Origin of the sequence: Streptomyces nojiriensis (genome assembly GCF_017639205.1) — a bacterium.
GTDB classification, from domain to species: Bacteria; Actinomycetota; Actinomycetes; order Streptomycetales; family Streptomycetaceae; genus Streptomyces; species Streptomyces nojiriensis.
Map to the genome: position 1 here is coordinate 5,527,221 of NZ_CP071139.1, position 15,035 is coordinate 5,542,255.

The 15,035-nt window shown below is 73.4% G+C and carries 15 protein-coding genes; 11 read left to right on the top strand and 4 right to left on the bottom strand.

Annotation, left to right across the window (positions count from 1 at the left end):
• Positions 1–43: 43 nt before the first annotated feature.
• Positions 44–1,648 carry a cell division protein PerM gene (locus JYK04_RS41955; RefSeq protein WP_189733226.1) on the top strand — a complete coding sequence of 535 codons (1,605 nt, stop codon included), beginning with the start codon at positions 44–46 and terminating at the stop codon, positions 1,646–1,648.
• A 134-nt stretch (positions 1,649–1,782) separates the two neighbouring features.
• Here the strand turns inward: JYK04_RS41955 and JYK04_RS25880 are convergent, their stop codons facing one another.
• Positions 1,783–2,367: a hypothetical protein gene (locus JYK04_RS25880; RefSeq protein ID WP_189733224.1), complete on the bottom strand. Its 585-nt coding sequence runs from the start codon at positions 2,365–2,367 to the stop codon at positions 1,783–1,785.
• Between the two features lie 243 nt (positions 2,368–2,610).
• On the opposite strand from JYK04_RS25880, the gene purN reads away from it, so the two are divergent.
• Positions 2,611–3,234, top strand: coding sequence for a phosphoribosylglycinamide formyltransferase (gene purN, locus JYK04_RS25885; protein ID WP_189733222.1), 624 nt, complete (start codon positions 2,611–2,613; stop codon positions 3,232–3,234).
• Between the two features lie 11 nt (positions 3,235–3,245).
• Positions 3,246–4,826 carry a bifunctional phosphoribosylaminoimidazolecarboxamide formyltransferase/IMP cyclohydrolase gene (gene purH / locus JYK04_RS25890; RefSeq protein ID WP_189733746.1) on the top strand — a complete coding sequence of 527 codons (1,581 nt, stop codon included), beginning with the start codon at positions 3,246–3,248 and terminating at the stop codon, positions 4,824–4,826.
• A 79-nt stretch (positions 4,827–4,905) separates the two neighbouring features.
• Here the strand turns inward: purH and JYK04_RS25895 are convergent, their stop codons facing one another.
• Positions 4,906–5,592, bottom strand: a complete 687-nt coding sequence (locus JYK04_RS25895; protein ID WP_189733220.1) for a hypothetical protein — start codon at positions 5,590–5,592, stop codon at positions 4,906–4,908.
• A gap of 248 nt (positions 5,593–5,840) precedes the next feature.
• On the opposite strand from JYK04_RS25895, the gene JYK04_RS25900 reads away from it, so the two are divergent.
• Both JYK04_RS25900 and JYK04_RS25905 read left to right on the top strand, forming a co-directional pair.
• Entirely contained in the window at positions 5,841–6,701 is an 861-nt protein-coding gene (locus JYK04_RS25900) for a bifunctional methylenetetrahydrofolate dehydrogenase/methenyltetrahydrofolate cyclohydrolase (protein ID WP_189733219.1), read from the top strand.
• Positions 6,691–7,236 carry a DUF3017 domain-containing protein gene (locus JYK04_RS25905; RefSeq protein ID WP_229874977.1) on the top strand — a complete coding sequence of 182 codons (546 nt, stop codon included), beginning with the start codon at positions 6,691–6,693 and terminating at the stop codon, positions 7,234–7,236. The genes JYK04_RS25900 and JYK04_RS25905 overlap by 11 nt, the downstream gene beginning before the upstream one ends.
• On the opposite strand, the gene JYK04_RS25910 is transcribed toward JYK04_RS25905, so the two are convergent.
• On the bottom strand, positions 7,223–8,122 hold the full coding sequence (locus JYK04_RS25910) for a LysR family transcriptional regulator (protein ID WP_189733214.1): 900 nt from the start codon (positions 8,120–8,122) through the stop codon (positions 7,223–7,225). The two genes, JYK04_RS25905 and JYK04_RS25910, sit on opposite strands and share 14 nt — an antisense overlap.
• Positions 8,123–8,193: 71 nt before the next feature.
• On the opposite strand from JYK04_RS25910, the gene JYK04_RS25915 reads away from it, so the two are divergent.
• The 5 genes from JYK04_RS25915 (at position 8,194) to JYK04_RS25935 (ending at position 13,041) form a co-directional block, all read left to right on the top strand.
• On the top strand, positions 8,194–8,823 hold the full coding sequence (locus JYK04_RS25915) for a short chain dehydrogenase (protein ID WP_189733212.1): 630 nt from the start codon (positions 8,194–8,196) through the stop codon (positions 8,821–8,823).
• Positions 8,824–9,018: 195 nt separating this feature from the next.
• The gene (locus JYK04_RS25920; RefSeq protein WP_189733210.1) at positions 9,019–10,008 is read left to right on the top strand and encodes a malate dehydrogenase; all 990 of its coding nucleotides are present in this window, start codon (positions 9,019–9,021) and stop codon (positions 10,006–10,008) included.
• Positions 10,009–10,144: 136 nt separating this feature from the next.
• Complete coding sequence (locus JYK04_RS25925; RefSeq protein ID WP_189733208.1) at positions 10,145–11,854, top strand: hypothetical protein; 1,710 nt, start codon at positions 10,145–10,147, stop codon at positions 11,852–11,854.
• Positions 11,851–12,225 (top strand): hypothetical protein, encoded by a 375-nt coding sequence (locus JYK04_RS25930; RefSeq protein ID WP_189733206.1) that lies wholly within the window; start codon positions 11,851–11,853, stop codon positions 12,223–12,225. Before JYK04_RS25925 ends, JYK04_RS25930 begins: the two co-directional genes overlap by 4 nt.
• A 3-nt stretch (positions 12,226–12,228) precedes the next feature.
• Positions 12,229–13,041, top strand: coding sequence for a hypothetical protein (locus JYK04_RS25935; RefSeq protein WP_189733204.1), 813 nt, complete (start codon positions 12,229–12,231; stop codon positions 13,039–13,041).
• A gap of 12 nt (positions 13,042–13,053) precedes the next feature.
• On the opposite strand, the gene JYK04_RS25940 is transcribed toward JYK04_RS25935, so the two are convergent.
• The gene (locus tag JYK04_RS25940; protein ID WP_189733202.1) at positions 13,054–13,545 is read right to left on the bottom strand and encodes a carboxymuconolactone decarboxylase family protein; all 492 of its coding nucleotides are present in this window, start codon (positions 13,543–13,545) and stop codon (positions 13,054–13,056) included.
• A gap of 47 nt (positions 13,546–13,592) precedes the next feature.
• Between JYK04_RS25940 and pdxR the strand changes: the two genes are divergently transcribed.
• Positions 13,593–14,987, top strand: coding sequence for a MocR-like pyridoxine biosynthesis transcription factor PdxR (gene pdxR / locus JYK04_RS25945; protein ID WP_189733200.1), 1,395 nt, complete (start codon positions 13,593–13,595; stop codon positions 14,985–14,987).
• The last annotated feature ends 48 nt before the right edge of the window (positions 14,988–15,035 follow it).

The window sequence follows — 15,035 nt, forward strand, 5'->3', positions numbered from 1 at the left end:
CCTGTTACCCGTCCATAGCGCGTGTCGTTGGCACCATGGCGGGGTGACCCAAGTGACCGAACGCGGGACCCCGTTGTCAGCGGCCCCGCGAGCCGGCGTGCGGCGCCGTTCACCGGCCGCCGCCGCATGCGTCGTGGGCGGCGCCGTGGCGGCCGGACTCGGGCTCGGCTTCCTCGCCGTGCTCGTCATCGTGCTGTGGATCAGTTCCCCCTACCCCGACAGCGGCCCCGGCGGGGCCCTGCACCTGGCCGCCGGGCTGTGGCTGCTCGCCCACGGGACGGAGCTGGTGCGCTACGACACCCTGTCCGGCGTCCCCGCACCCGTCGGAATGACGCCCTTGCTCCTCGTCGTGCTGCCCGTGCTGCTCATGCGGCGGGCCGCCCGGCTGGGGAGCGCCGCCGAGGAGGACGACGAGGAGGTGCTGCCCGCCGGAGCCGTGTTCTCGGCCGTGCTCTGCGGATATCTCGCCGTCGGGGCCCTCGTCACGGTGTACGCCGCCGGCGGCCCCCTGTCGGCCGATCCCATCAGCGCGGCCTGGCACATCCCGCTGGTGGCCGTACTCGCGGCCGCCGCCGGGGTGTGGGGGGCCCGGGGGCGTCCGCTCGGGCCGCTGCCCTCCTGGCTGCCCAAGGGCGTACGGAACGCTGTCGTGCGCCCCCGTTACGCGCTGGCGCTCCGGGCGGGCGCGGGCGGCGCCCTGGTGCTCCTGGGCGGCGGCGCGCTCGTCGTCGGCGCCTCGCTCGCGTGGCACGGCGCCGAGGTCCAGGCCTCCTTCCTGTCGCTGACCGGCGTCTGGTCGGGCCGCTTCGCCGTCCTGCTGCTCGCGCTCACCCTGATCCCCAACGCCATGGTGTGGGGAGCGGCCTACGCCCTCGGGCCCGGCTTCGCCCTCGGCGCCGATGTGACGGCCACCCCGCTCGGCTTCCCGGGCGCGCCCGGACTGCCCCGCTTCCCGCTGCTGGAGGCGCTCCCGGCAGCAGGGCCCGGAACGCCGTTGACCTGGGCGGTCGCCGGGGTTCCGGTGGTCGCCGGGCTCGCGGTGGGCTGGTTCGCCGTACGCCGGGCACGCGAGGTCTCGTACGGGGAGACCGCGCTCACGGCGGCCCTCGGCGCGGTGGTGTGCGGCCTGGCGATGACCGGGCTCGCGGCGGCCTCGGCGGGGCCGCTGGGCTCGCGGCGGCTGTCGGAATTCGGGCCGGTGTGGTGGACCACCGGGGTGGCGGCCTTCGCCTGGACGGCGGTCCTGGCCGTGCCGGTGGCGGTGGCGGTGCACGCGTGGCGGACCCGCCCGGCGATCGGGCCGGCCGCCCCGGAGGGCGATGAAGCGGTGGCTGTGGACGACCGGTGGCACGACAGCGGGGTGCGGGAGATCCGGTGGGCGGCGATGCGGAAGGCTGCGGGTGCGCTGATTCCGGATATCGCGCTCCCGCCGGTACCTCCGGTGGTTCCGGCGGATTCGGTGGCTCCGGCGGCTCCGGTGGGCGTGCCTGGGCGGCGGCGGGCCGTCACCGTGGTGTCCGGGCTGGATCTGGATCCGGGGCTGCTGGCCGGGGCGGCCGGGCCCGTGGAGGCGGCGGCGTCGGCACCGTTGGCTCCGCCGGTGGTCGGTGCGCGGGTGCTGGCCCGGCGGAAGCCGCCGCCGGAGTAGGCCGTTCGGGTGCGGCGCCGCTGCTGGGGCTCCGCCCCAGACCCCGCGCCTCAAGCGCCGGCGGGGCTGCGTTGGGTCGGCGGGGCTGGGGTGGGTCGGCTGGGCGGGTGTCTCAAGCGGCCCTGGGGGACGTTCTACTGGCGGACCTTCAGGACGTCGCCCAGGAGGTTGTCCGGGAGGAGGGTGTTGCACTGCAGTTCCGCCGACTTGGTGAGGGCGTCGTCGCGGCAGACGTAGAAGTCCTTGTAGGCGAGCTGCACGGCGTACGAGCTGAACGCCAGCAGGATCGCCAGTGAGGCCGTGACCAGGCCGCTCACCGCCGCGGTGCGCTGGGGGCGGGCCGCCGGGCCCAGGGCGTCCAGGCCGGACGGTGCCGCCGGGGCGCCCTCGGCCGTCGCCGGTGCGGGCTTGCCGCGCAGCGCGCTGATGCCCCAGTAGAGGGCGAGTGCCCCGAGCAGCAGTCCGACCGACGGGATCCCGAAGATCCCGAAGAAGAAGCCCCACATGCCGGCCAGCAGCGCGTAGCGGGCGCGGCGCTGGATCGGGTCCGTCGGGTCCCAGCGCGCCGGACCCCGCTGGCCGTCCGAGTCCTTCGGGCCGTCGCCGTTCCCGCCGCCACCACCGTTGCGCGGCTGCCACGGCTGGTCGGGCCGGCCTTCCGGCGGAGCCGCGAAGGGGTTGTCGTCGGTGGGGGAGTCGGGCTGACGGCGGTCCGGCATCGGGTGTGTTTCTTCCCCTGTGTCATGGACGTCGCGGGGACGTCGTTACGAGGTGAGGCCAGTTCGTGGCTTGTACGCCAGACGCTACCGCCCGGCCGTCCCCCCGTCCCTCGGGGGCCGTCCCGTGTACCGGTATCGTTGCAGGCGGTCGGTGGCTTCGTATGGTTCCCCATATACCGGTACCCCGAAGTTTCGTATGACCACACAAGACGAACACCGCAATCCCGCGAGAAAGGGCCTCCCATGGCCGCCTCCCGCCTGGTCGTGCTGGTCTCCGGTTCCGGCACCAACCTCCAGGCCCTGCTCGACGCCATCGACGCCCACCCCGGCGGATCCGAGGGCTTCGGTGCCGAAGTCGTCGCCGTGGGAGCCGACCGCGAGAACATCGCCGGCCTGGAGCGGGCGGAGAAGGCGGGGATCCCCACCTTCGTCTGCCCGGTCAAGGGCTACGGCAGCCGCGCGGAATGGGATGTCGCCCTCACCGAGGCGACCGACGCGTACGCGCCGGACCTCGTCGTGTCCGCCGGATTCATGAAGATCGTGGGCAAGGTGTTCATCGACCGCTTCGGCGGCCGGTTCATCAACACCCACCCCGCCCTCCTCCCCGCCTTCCCGGGTGCGCACGGCGTCCGGGACGCCCTCGCCTACGGCGCGAAGGTCACCGGCTGCACGGTCCACTTCGTGGACAGCGGCGTGGACACCGGTCCGATCATCGCCCAGGGTGTGGTCGAGGTCCGGGACGAGGACGACGAAGCCGCTCTCCATGAGCGCATCAAGGAAGTCGAGCGCCAGCTGCTCGTCGATGTCGTGGGGCGTCTGGCCCGGCACGGCTACCGCATTGAGGGACGAAAGGTAACAATCCAGTGACCGCCGCAGACATGGCAGCGAGCAACGACCCGACCACGAACCAGCGGCCGATCCGGCGTGCGCTCATCAGCGTCTACGACAAGACGGGACTGGAAGAGCTGGCCCTCGGCCTGCACGGGGCGGGCGTCGCGCTCGTCTCCACCGGCTCGACCGCCTCGAAGATCGCCGCCGCCGGGGTGCCCGTCACCAAGGTGGAGGAGCTGACCGGCTTCCCCGAGTGCCTGGACGGCCGGGTCAAGACCCTGCACCCGCGCGTGCACGCCGGCATCCTCGCCGACCTGCGCCTGGAGGACCACCGCAACCAGCTCGCCGAGCTGGGCGTCGAGCCCTTCGACCTCGTCGTCGTGAACCTGTACCCGTTCCTGGCGACCGTCCAGTCGGGAGCCACCCCCGACGAGTGCGTGGAGCAGATCGACATCGGCGGCCCGTCGATGGTCCGCGCCGCCGCCAAGAACCACCCCTCGGTCGCGGTCGTCACCAGCCCGGCCCGCTACGCCGACGTCATCGCGGCGGCCCAGGGCGGCGGCTTCGACCTCACCGCCCGCAAGCGGCTCGCGGCGGAGGCCTTCCAGCACACCGCCGCCTACGACGTGGCCGTGGCCTCCTGGTTCACGAACGCGTACGCCCCGGAGGGCGAGGAGGGCGCGCTGCCCGAGTTCCTGGCCGGCGCCTGGGAGCGCAAGTCGACCCTGCGCTACGGCGAGAACCCGCACCAGGCCGCCGCGCTCTACACGGACGGCCAGCCGGGCGGCCTCGCCAACGCCGAGCAGCTGCACGGCAAGGAGATGTCCTTCAACAACTACGTGGACACCGAGGCCGCGCGCCGCGCCGCCTACGACCACGACGAGCCCTGCGTCGCGATCATCAAGCACGCCAACCCGTGCGGCATCGCGGTCGACACGGACGTCGCCGCGGCCCACCGCAAGGCGCACGCCTGCGACCCGCTGTCGGCCTTCGGCGGCGTCATCGCCGTCAACCGTCCGGTGACCGTCGAGCTCGCCGAGCAGGTCGCGGAGATCTTCACCGAGGTCATCGCCGCCCCCGCCTACGAGGACGGCGCGGTCGAGATCCTGGCCAAGAAGAAGAACATCCGCGTGCTGAAGGTGGACGGCACCCCGCACCAGCCGGGCGACCTCAAGCCCATCTCCGGCGGTGCGCTGCTCCAGCAGAGCGACCTCTTCCAGGCCGAGGGCGACGACCCGGCCAACTGGACCCTGGCCACCGGCGAGGCCCTGTCCCCGGCGGAGCTCGCCGAGCTGGCCTTCGCGTGGAAGGCCTGCCGGGCGGTCAAGTCCAACGCGATCCTGCTCGCCAAGGACGGCGCCTCGGTCGGCGTCGGCATGGGCCAGGTCAACCGTGTCGACTCGGCGAAGCTCGCCGTCGAGCGGGCGGGCGCCGAGCGCGCGCAGGGCTCGTACGCCGCGTCCGACGCCTTCTTCCCGTTCCCGGACGGGCTGGAGATCCTGACGGCCGCGGGCATCAAGGCCGTGGTCCAGCCGGGCGGTTCGGTCCGTGACGAGCAGGTCGTCGAGGCCGCGCAGAAGGCCGGTGTGACCATGTACTTCACCGGGACCCGGCACTTCTTCCACTGAGTCCGGCACACCTGGCACACGGCGAAGGCCGCGCCCCGCACTGCGGGACGCGGCCTTCGCCGTGTGTGGAGCGGGAGCGTCAGTACTGGGGGCGGCGGAAGTAGTCCCCGGCCTTGGCGAGGCCGATGACGATGGTGAGGCCGAGGGCGAGGGAGACCAGCGACGGCAGCGAGGCGACCAGGCCGAGTCCGGCCGGGGTGTTCTCGTCGGCGCTGAGCGCGATCAGGTTCCCCAGTACGCCGAAGACGGCGAAGAGGCTCTGCAGCGATCCGAAGATGATTCCGGAGACACGGACGCCGCCCCGTCCCTTGGCCATCTTGGCCGCGGTCAGGATGGGCCACACGGACAGGCCGATGAAGAAGATCCCGAGGACGACGCCCACGGTGCCGGCGATGGCCCCCGCGTCCTCCGTGGCGGAGCCGGAGGAGCTGGCGTCCGAGAGCACCGCGGCGAACACGGCGCCCCCGATGATGACGAACAGGCCGCCGAGCACCTGCAGGGCGCCCACGATCCAGAGGATGACGCGGGCCGCCTTGGCGCCGCCGGGCATCTCCATCTGGGCGCCCGGGTAGCCGCCCGGACCGCCCGGGTACCCGCCGGGACCGCCCGGGTAGCCCTGCGGGGCCTGCTGCGGGTAGGCGTAGCCGCCCTGCGGCGGGATGCCCTGGGGTGCCTGCTGGGGGTAGCCGTAGCCGTAGCCGGGCTGGCCCTGCGGGGCCTGGGGCGGCTGCTGTCCGTACGGATTGTGCGGTTCGCCGAAGCTCATGTTGGGGTGTTCCTCCGTGGAAGTGCGGGGACGCACGGCATGAGCACGGAGGAATCCTGTCTACGGTGCGGTCCCGCCCCCCGGCACTGCCCGCGGCACATCAGTCGTTTCATCGTGGTCCGACGGGCCCCGGCTTGTCCAGTTGGTTGGTGTACGGCCGGTCACTTGTTGTGCAAGTGCAATGAACCCCGGACCCCTGCGAGTGCCTTGACTGGAACCGGGGCCACCTCATCCGGGAGGATGGGGTCATGACCGCCCAGATTCTCGATGGCAAGGCCACCGCCGCAGCGATCAAGTCCGAACTGACCGCCCGTGTGGCGGCCCTGAAGGCCCGGGGCGTCACGCCCGGCCTCGGCACCCTCCTGGTCGGAGACGATCCGGGCAGCCGCTGGTACGTGAACGGCAAGCACAAGGACTGTGCCGAGGTCGGCATCGCCTCCATCCAGCGCGAACTGCCCGGGACGGCCTCCCAGGAGGACATCGAGGAGGTCGTCCGGGAGCTCAACGCCAACCCGGAGTGCACCGGCTACATCGTCCAACTCCCGCTCCCCAAGGGCATCGACACCAACCGGGTCCTGGAGCTGATGGATCCGCTGAAGGACGCCGACGGCCTGCACCCCATGTCGCTCGGCCGGCTGGTGCTGAACGAGCCGGGACCGCTGCCCTGCACCCCGTACGGGATCGTCGAACTGCTGCGCCACCACGGCGTCGCCATCAACGGCGCGCACGTCGTCGTCCTCGGCCGCGGGATCACCGTCGGGCGCTCCATCGGCCTGCTGCTGACCCGCAAGTCCGAGAACGCCACCGTGACGCTCTGCCACACCGGTACGCGCGACCTCTCCGAGCAGCTGCGCCAGGCGGACATCATCGTCGCGGCGGCCGGTGTCCCGCACCTGGTCAAGCCGGAGGACGTGAAGCCGGGTGCGGCCGTGCTCGACGTCGGCGTCAGCCGCGACGGGGAAGGGAAGATCGTCGGCGATGTGCACCCCGGCGTGGCCGAGGTGGCCGCGTGGATCTCGCCGAACCCGGGCGGCGTCGGCCCGATGACCCGCGCCCAGCTGCTCGTCAATGTGGTCGAGGCGGCGGAACGGACCACCAGTGCAGGCTGAATCGGACGCGGAGAACGCGACGGGCGGCGGCGCGGCCCGGGCGAACGGCACCCCCGTCGCTCCGGACGTGCCCGCGAAGCCCGTCGCGCCCGGTCCCGCCAAGGCCGGGCCCGGGGCAGGGGCAGGGGCCGGGGCCGAGGCGCCGGTCAGGTCCCGCCGCTTCCCCTCCATCACCCGGGACACCGCGCGCCCCGAGGGCAGCGGCCGTGCCGTTCCCGGGGCCGTGTCCACGCCGGCCCGTCAGTGGCCGATGCTCAGCGTGCTCACCGCGACCGCGGTCGGGCTGCTGGCCACGGCCTTCGGGCACCCGCGGGCCGGCTGCCTGGCCATCGGCGTGGCCTTGATCGCCGCCTCGGTGATGCGGCGCGTGCTGCCCTCGGTGGGGATGCTCGCGGTGCGCTCCCGCTTCACGGACATGATCACGTACGGGCTGCTCGGCGTGGCGATCACGCTGCTCACGCTGGTGATGGCGGCGCCCAAGCCGTGGCTGGTGATCCCGTTCATGGAGAGTGCGGTCCGCTTCACCGTGCGGTGAGCTGCGTGAGCGACGTGAGTGCGGCCAGGGTGGCCGCGACGGCCGGCTGGGTCTCCGTGCCCGCCCGGACCACGACGTCCAGCGTCCGCCCCGGGCCCGGCAGCTCCCGTACGGCGGTGCCGGGCGGCGGGGCGTCGCACAGCAGTTTCGGCAGGATCGACACGGCCTGCCCGGTGGCGACGAGCCAGAGCCCGGACCGCAGGTCCGCGCACTCGTGCGCGATGCGCGGGGTGAATCCGGCGTTCCGGCAGGCGTGCAGCAGCATCTCGCGGCAGCTGCTCGGGGCCGGGGCCGAGACCCAGGCGCTGTTCCGCAGCGCGACGAGCCCGTCGCGCTCGTAGGCGGGGAGCAGGGCCTGCGGCAGCGCCAGGCACAGCGGGTCGTCGAAGAGCGGCACCGCGGTGGTCCCGGCCGCGGGCGGGGCCCCGAGCAGCGGGTAGGCGTAGGTCACCGCCAGGTCCAGGCGGCGCTGCCGCAGCCGCGGCAGGGCCTCCTCGGGGTCGGCCTGCACGATGCGCGGGCGCAGCCGGGGGTGGCGTACGGCGAGCTCGGCGACGAGCGGGGCGGCCACCGTGGCCAGGGCGCTGGGGGCGCAGCCGATGGCCAGCTCCCCGCTCAGCTCGGCGTCGAGGGCGCGTACGGCCCCCTCGGCCCGCTCCAGGGCCGCGAGCACCGGTTCGCACGCGGCGGCCAGGGCCACGCCGGCGGGCGTCAGGCGCAGCCCGCGCCCGTCCCGCTCGACCAGGGCCGCCCCGGCCTCGGCCTCCAGGGCGCGCAGCTGCTGGGAGACGGCGGAGGGGGTCACTCCGTGCAGATCGGCGACGGCGGTCACCCGGGTGTGCTCCGCCAGGTCCCGCAGGATGACCATGCGCTTCACATCAAGCATGAGTTCATCTTAATGATGGCTGTAGCCGAGGTAGCTGGACTTAACGGTCGGGTGGCGCCGATGCTCGTGCCATGAACGCGAAGACGAAGAAGGTCGTACTGATCGGCGCGCACGGAACCCTCGGCCGCGCGGTCCACGAGGCCCTGCGCGAGCGCGGCCACCACGTCGTCACCGCCTCCCGCACGGGCGCCGACATCCACGTCGACATCACCGACCCGGAGTCCATCCGTGCCATGTACGCCCAGGCGGCGCAGCGGGTGGGGGAGATCGACGCGGTGGCGAGCGCCGCCGGCAGCGTGCCGTGGCGCCCGCTCGGCGAGCTGACCACGGAGGACATCCGGGGCGGCCTCGAAGGCAAGGCGGTCAGTCAGATCGAGCTGGTCCGCCAGGGCGCCCGGCACCTGCCCGCGCACGCCTCGTACACGCTGGTCACCGGGATCCTGGCCCGCGAGCCCCTGCTCACCGGATCGGTGGCCGCCCTGGTCAACGGCGCCGTCGAGGCCTTCGTGCGCGCCGCGGCCGTCGAACTGCCCGGCCGCCAGCGGATCAACGCCGTCAGCCCCACCGTCTTCGAGGAGTCCCTCGACGCGTACGGGGACACCTTCGCGGGATTCGACGCCGTGCCCGTGGCCCGCGCGGCGAACGCCTACGTCAAGTCGATCGAGGGGCACCGGACGGGCCAGATCTTCCTGGTCGAATAGCGGTCCGGTAGCCGGTCGGACCTTCGAACTTCGGGGTCCGTGTGCCGCGCACCACACGGACCCGGGGATTAGCCCGGTCCCGGGTCGGATAGCCTGACCGCGGATGTCTCTTCACGTCAAGATTTACTGGGGAGCGGCGTCCTCCAGCACATGGGGCAGGGACGCCCCACCGCCAGCTGTCTAACGGAGAAGGCCATGACCCGCACTCCCGTGAATGTCACCGTCACCGGCGCCGCCGGCCAGATCGGCTACGCGCTGCTCTTCCGCATCGCTTCCGGTCACCTGCTCGGCGCGGACGTGCCGGTCAAGCTCCGTCTTCTGGAGATCCCCCAGGGCATGAAGGCCGCTGAGGGCACCGCCATGGAGCTCGACGACTGCGCCTTCCCGCTGCTCGCCGGCATCGACATCTTCGACGACCCGAACCAGGGCTTCGACGGTGCGAACGTCGCGCTGCTCGTGGGCGCCCGCCCGCGTACCAAGGGCATGGAGCGCGGCGACCTGCTCGCCGCCAACGGCGGCATCTTCAAGCCGCAGGGCCAGGCCATCAACGCGCACGCCGCGGACGACATCAAGGTCCTGGTCGTGGGCAACCCGGCCAACACCAACGCGCTCATCGCGCAGGCCGCCGCCCCGGACGTACCGGCCGAGCGCTTCACCGCGATGACCCGTCTGGACCACAACCGCGCGATCTCGCAGCTGGCCGCCAAGACCGGCAGCGCCGTCTCCGACATCAAGCGCCTGACCATCTGGGGCAACCACTCGGCGACCCAGTACCCGGACATCTTCCACGCGGAGATCGCCGGCAAGAACGCCGCGGAGGTCGTGGGCGACGAGCTGTGGCTGTCCGACACCTTCATCCCGACCGTCGCCAAGCGCGGCGCCGCGATCATCGAGGCCCGTGGCGCGTCCTCGGCCGCCTCGGCCGCCAACGCCGCCATCGACCACGTCCACACGTGGGTCAACGGCACCGCCGAGGGCGACTGGACCTCGATGGGCATCCCGTCGGACGGCTCCTACGGCGTCCCGGCCGGTCTGATCTCCTCCTTCCCCGTCACCTGCAAGGACGGCAAGTACGAGATCGTCCAGGGCCTGGACATCAACGAGTTCTCCCGCACCCGCATCGACGCCTCCGTCCAGGAGCTGTCGGAGGAGCGCGACGCGGTTCGTGAGCTCGGCCTGATCTGATCCGGTCGCCCGAGACCCGATCCGCTCTTCCGAAAGGCCCCGGCGCAGTGCGCCGGGGCCTTTTGGCGTGATCGCGCCTGTCGCGCGCCCCATGATCGCCCTATCGTTTCCCTCCGCACACCGAAAGGGGGATTCGGTGACAAGCACCGCGGACGACAGAACTCCGGTGCACCCTTCGCTCAGCGAAGCGGGCCGACTGCTGTGCGCCGGAAGCTATCTCGACGCCGCGTACCGCGACCGGGTGATCCAGGAGCTCTATGTCCACGAGGAGCGCTACGTCGCGCCCTCCTACGGCTTCGACGCCGCCCGCGTCCTCGCCCACGCGCTCCAGGCCCGCCGCGCCGAAGTGGCCTGGGCCTCGGCCGTCCTGGCGGTGTGGGGCCTCGGGCTGCTGCTGGCCCAGCCGCTCCTGCTCTTCCTGCTCCTGCCGGCCGCCTTCCTGAGCGGCGCCGGGCGGATCGCGCGACGCAGGGCGGCGACGGGGCGCGGCAGCCGCTTCCTCGAACTCCTGCTGCGCGGCTGTGGCTACGTGCTGCTCATCGGCGTCGGCCTGGGCGTGCTGCAGGGCGCGCTCCAGGGCGAGACCAACGTCGGAGGGACCGACGACTCGCTCGCGGCCTACGAGCACATCCTGCGCCAGATCGAGCGGGAGCCGTTCACCGTCGTCTTCGGGCTGCCCCAGCTCGGCTACGTGATCGCCGGCGCATACGCCTGGACCGCCCTGATCGTCTTCGCCCTCCTGACCCTGGTCGTCGGCTTCCAGCGGGGCCACTTCGCCCGCGTCATCAGCACCTCGCTCAGCCGGACGCGGTACGCCGACCCGAACGCCGACCCCGCCTCCGGCAGCCGGTTCGCCAGGATCCGCGACCGGATCCTGCGGACCCAGCACAGCCGCCTGGTCGTCTACAACGTCGACGATCCGTTCTGCGGCGCCGGCGCGGCCTACCGCCCCTGGCACCTGTCGGTCGAGCTGCGCCCCCGCACGGACGGGGTCCCGCCCGAACCGCTGGACAACGAGCGGATCGTGGCCCGGATCAGGCCCCGGCTGGAGGCCCTGCGCGTCCCGTCGCCGCACGGCTCACCGGAGGCCGAGCAGGCCGTACTGGACCGGCTGCGGGAACTGGTCGTCGACGAATGCGTGTTCCTGCCGGCCAACGGGCTGCCCGTGGCGCACCGGCCGGACCTCTCGGACCAGGCGTTCGACGCGCACCGGGCCGGAGCCGTGGAGGAGGGCGGGGAGCGCCGCCGGCACTTCCTGCGGGTACGGGTCGGCGGCTGGGACGAGAACCTCGTCATCACCGTCTTCGTGCGCGTCCACACCCAGGGCGGGATGCTGATGCTGGAAGTGGCGCCGCACGTGCTGCTGCCCGTACGGCCCCAGTTCCAGGAGGCCGACGACGTGGCCCGGCGCCACCTGCGGAACAACCCCTTCGCCAAGACGGTGTGGGCGCTGCAGCACGCCCCGCGCTCGCTCTCCAAGGCGCTCACCACCCTCTCGGGCGGCAGCCGCGGCCCGTGGCAGATCGCCACGGAGGGCCACGGCGGCGCGCTCCCGGCCGGCCCGGCCGTGTCCGTGCGCGAGCTGGCGGCGCAGCAGGACGCCTCGCTGTTCCAGCTGATGGACCTGGACCGGTACCTGAAGACCATCCAGGACCGGATCGTCGCCGGCGTGACCCTGGCCCTGCACGAAGCGGGCTGGCACACGGAGGAGTTCGCGCAGCGCGCGGTCACCGTCGCGGAGGGCGGCGTGTACATCCAGTCGGTGAGCCACAGCGCGTTCAGCGTGGGCGGCAGCGGACACCGCAACCAGACGAGCCACCACACAGGCAGGGGAGACCGGCAGTGACGCAAGACGGGGGAGCCGGGGAGGTGCGGATCGGCCGCATCGACGGCAGCACCTTCAGCATCGGCGGCACCAACATCACCAACACCACCGTCCACCACGACGGTTCCGGGGCGGCCGCCCCGGGCGCGGCGGAACTGCTGGAGGCCGTACGGGAGCTGCGCATCGCCCTCGTGCACCTGCCCCGCAGCGCCGACTGTTCGGCGCTCGACGCCGAACTGGTCGAGGCGGCCGGCGAGCTGGAGGAGGCCGGGGAGATCCGGCCCGGCCTGCCCGCCCGGCTCCGGGGCGCGCTCCAGCGCTGGGCCCCGGTGGTGGACTCGGTGAACGCGGCCGCCGCCCTCGGCGGGCTGCTCGCCGCGCTGGGGAGCTGACCGGTGTCCACGGGCGGCGGTGCCCACTGGAATCCGCAGTCGCAGCGCTGGGAGTGGGCGGAGCAGCCGCCGCCCCCGCCGCCGCTCCCGCCCTCGTACCCGCCCCGCCCAGCAGGGGCCGGGCCGGGCGGCCAGGGCGGCCAGGGAGGCCCGGGCCGGGAGCGGGCGTGGAAGGTCCCGCTGCTGGTGGCCCTCGGGGCCGCGGTGGTGGGCGGCTGCGCCGTGGCGGGATGGTTCGTCCTGGGCGACGGGGAGCCGCAGGAGCCGAAGGCACCCGCCGCGGCCCCGTCGGCTTCGGGCACCCCGGTCCCGCCGTCCGGTACGGGTCCGCAGACGGCCCCGACCGCCACCGCCTCCTCCTCCGCGTCGCCCTCGGTCCCGCCGCCGTACACGGTGGTCCGCGACGACGGCGGCTTCTCGGTCGCCGTCCCCACGGGCTGGGAGCGCAGCCGCGACGAGGACGGCAGCGGCTCCTTCTACCGGCGGCCCGGAGACCGCAGCGCGCTGATCCAGATCTTCCGCGTCGCCGAGCCGGACGGTGTCGGAGCGTGCGAGCTCCTGCGGATCTCCTCGCAGGCCCTCGGGAACCGTCCCGGCTACCAGGAGGTCTCCCTCGATCCGGCGCCCGGCGGGTCCTGCGAGCTGGTGTACGAGTACGACAACCAGGAGTCGCACGGACGCCGCCGCGCCATCGAGCGGATCACCGTCGCCCCGGACGGCAGGCGGTGGGCGCTGCTGGCGGCCGGTCCGGCCGCCGACGGCACGACGGTGCGCGCGAACCTGACGGCGGCCGTGGAGTCGTTCAGGCCGCAATGACCGGGACCGGCCCTACTTGTACATGCCCGGGGTGTAGTGGCCCGGCACCATGCGGGTGGTGACGCCGATGCGGTTCCAGACGTTGATCGTCGCGATGACGGCGATCAGCTGGGCGAGCTCGCGCTCCTCGAACTGCTCGGTGGCCTTCTCGTAGACCTCGTCGGGCACGAAGCCGTCCGTCAGGACGGTGACGGCCTCGGTGAACTCGATCGCGGCCAGCTCCTTCTCGGTGTAGAAGTGCCGCGACTCCTCCCAGGCGCCCAGCTGGATGATGCGTTCGACGCTCTCACCGGCGGCGATCGCGTCCTTGGTGTGCATGTCGAGACAGAAGGCGCAGTGGTTGATCTGGGAGGCCCGGATCTTGACGAGCTCGACCAGGGAAGGGTCCAGACCCTTCTTGGAGGCGATCTCCAGGGCGAGGACGGCCTTGTAGACCTCGGGGGCGAGCTTCGCCATGTGCATGCGCGGGGTGTGCTCGGGGGCGTGTGCGTGCGTGGTCGTCATGTGATCCACCCTAGGAGGCAGGCGGCCCACCGATATGGTCCATATCCATGACGGATTCATGGGCCACTTTCGGTGCCGACCTGCACCTGGACCTCACCGCCGGACGCGGCCTGCGGGCCGGGCTCACCGAGGCCCTGCGCGAGGCCGCGCGCAGTGGGCGGCTGGCGGCCGGGACCCGGCTGCCGTCCTCCCGCACCCTCGCCGCCGACCTGGGCATCGCCCGGAACACGGTCGCCGAGGCGTACGCCGAGCTCGTCGCCGAGGGCTGGCTGACGGCCCGCCAGGGCTCCGGTACCCGCGTCGCCGAACGGGCCCGACCGCGCCGGCCCGCGGCCGCCGCCCCCGTACGGCGCCCCGCGCGCGAGGGGCCCGCGTACAGCCTGATCCCCGGCTCCCCGGACCTGGGCGGCTTCCCGCGCGCGGCCTGGCTGTCGGCGGCCCGGCGGGCGCTGACCGACGCGCCGAACGAGGCCTTCGGGTACGCGGCCGACCCGCGCGGCCGCGTCGAGCTGCGGCAGGCGCTGGCCGGATACCTGGCGCGGGCGCGCGGGGTGTACGCCGACCCCGAACGGATCGTGCTGTGCGCGGGCTTCCTGCACGGGCTGGCGCTGCTGGCGGGCGTACTGCGGGCGCGGCGGGTGCGGGAGGTGGCGGTGGAGGGCTACGGCCTGGACTTCCACCGGAACCTGCTGGTGCGGGCGGGGCTGCGGACGCGCCCGCTGGGCGTGGACGGGGCGGGGGCCCGGACGGGGGAGCTGACCGCGTCGGCGGGCGCGGTGCTGCTGACCCCGGCGCACCAGTTCCCGACGGGCGTCGCCCTGACCCCGGCCCGGCGGGCGGCGGCGGTCGACTGGGCCCGGACCACGGGCGGGCTGATCCTGGAGGACGACTACGACGGGGAGTTCCGCTACGACCGCCAGCCGGTCGGCGCGCTGCAGGGACTGGACCCGGACCGGGTGGTGTACCTCGGGACGGCCAGCAAGTCACTGGCGCCGGGGCTGCGGATGGGCTGGATGGTGGTCCCGCCGGGGCTGCTGGAGGAGGTGCTCGAGGCCAAGCGGCCCACGGACTGGGCGTGCGGCGCGCTGGATCAGCTGACGCTGGCGGAGTTCATCACCTCCGGGGCGTACGACCGGCACGTGCGCGGGATGCGGCTGCGGTACCGGCGGCGCCGGGACGAGCTGGTGGCGGCGGTGGGGGACCGGGTGGGCGTGTCGGGGATCGCGGCGGGGCTGCACGCGGTGCTGGACCTCCCGGAGGGACTGGAGCGGTCGGTCCTGCAGTCGGCGGCCTGGCAGGACCTTGCCCTGCACGGGCTGGGGCGGTTCCGGCATCCGGAGTCCGGACTGCCGTGGCGCGACGCGCTGGTCGTCGGCTACGGGACTCCGTCGGACAGCGCGTGGGGGCCGACGCTGGCGGCCCTGTCGGCGGCGCTCCCGTGACCTGCGGCGCCGCCCCCGGACCCCCGCGCCCCAATTTTTTCAGCTACC